Here is a 1,416-nt window from a genome sequence, read left to right as displayed (position 1 = left end):
CCAGGTGCTCCAGCCACGCCCGCTTCGCCGTCGGCGGCCGCCTCAGATGAGGCGCAGGACGAGCCGCTGTGGATGCGGATTTGGCGCGGGGATCTGGTGCGGATCGGCATTCTTGCCGTCGCGCTGGGCACGCTGACGCTGATCTTCTTCTTCCAGAACCAATTGGTCCGTCGGCCGACGGTCTATGTCTGGGTGCGCCGCGCGTATCTCACCTTCATCCTGGTCTGGCTCGGCTGGTACGCCAACGCGCAGCTCTCGGTCGTCAACGTCCTGACCTTCACGAATTCGCTGATCACCGAGTTCAGCTGGGATTACTTCCTGTCGGCGCCGTTGATCTTTGTGTTGTGGGCGTCGGTGGCTGCAGCCCTGCTGTTCTGGGGGCGGGGACCGTTCTGCGGCTGGCTGTGTCCCTTCGGAGCGCTGCAGGAGCTGCTTAACAACATCGCCAAGGCACTGAAGGTCCCGCAGTTCAACGTGCCGTGGGGGCTGCCCGAGCGGCTGTGGCCGGCCAAGTACATCGTGTTCCGCGGGCTGTCCCGGCCGTCGATTCACTCCACCGCGGCCGCCGAGCACTTCGCCGAGATCGAGCCGTTCAAGACCTCGATCATTCTCAAATTCGCGCGGGAATGGCCGTTCGTGGTTTACGCGGCGACGCTGCTCGCAGCCGGCCTGTTCGTCGAAAGGTTCTTCTGCCGCTATCTGTGCCCGCTTGGTGCAGCGCTGGCGATCCCGGGCCGTATCCGGATGTTCGAATGGCTGCGCCGCTGGCCGGAATGCGGCTCGCCGTGCCAGCGCTGCGCCAAGGAATGCCCGGTGCAGGCCATCCACCCGGAAGGGCACATCAACGTCAACGAGTGCATCTACTGCATGCACTGCCAGGAACTGTATTTCGACGACCACCGCTGCCCGCACATGATTCAGCTGCGGCTGAAGCGGGAAAAGCGCGAAGCGCTGTCGTCGACATCGATGCGCGGCGGCAAAGGTCCCGCGACCGTGATCCTCGCCGGGGGCAAGCCGCTTGCCGCCCAGCCGGCGGGCGCCACTCAACCACCTCCAGCACAGTAAAACCCCAAGGAGAGCACTATGGGCGACCAGGATCACGGACACGGCCTTAGCCGACGAACGCTACTCGGAAGCAGTGCCGTCGCGGCCGGCGTCGGCATCGTCGGCGGCGCGACCCTCGGCACCGGCGGCACGCTGATCGCGACCGCGGAAGCGCAGACCAAGCCGAGCAGCCCGGCGCGTCCAGCGATTCAGAAGAGTGAAGTCCATCCGGGCGAGCTCGACGAATACTACGTGTTCTTCTCCAGCGGCCAGTCGGGCGAGCTGAGGATCGTCGGCCTGCCGTCGATGCGCGAGCTGATGCGAGTGCCGGTGTTCAACCGCTGCAGCGCTACCGGTTGGGGCCCGACCAAC

At 65.5% G+C, this 1,416-nt stretch carries 1 protein-coding gene and 1 pseudogene; both read left to right on the top strand.

The features are described 5' to 3' along the window. Positions 1 to 1,065 (top strand): 4Fe-4S binding protein (locus tag DYI24_RS26580; protein WP_164574454.1); only part of this gene is annotated, 1,065 nt, incomplete at its 5' end. A gap of 18 nt (positions 1,066 to 1,083) precedes the next feature. Then, positions 1,084 to 1,416, top strand: a pseudogene (locus DYI24_RS26575) (TAT-dependent nitrous-oxide reductase); the annotation flags it as partial.

Origin of the sequence: Rhodopseudomonas sp. BR0C11 (assembly GCF_010820945.1) — a bacterium.
Taxonomy (GTDB): Bacteria; Pseudomonadota; Alphaproteobacteria; order Rhizobiales; family Xanthobacteraceae; genus Rhodopseudomonas; species Rhodopseudomonas palustris_H.
Note: the sequence above shows the minus strand (reverse complement) of the source record. Positions and strands in the feature narration are given on the sequence as shown.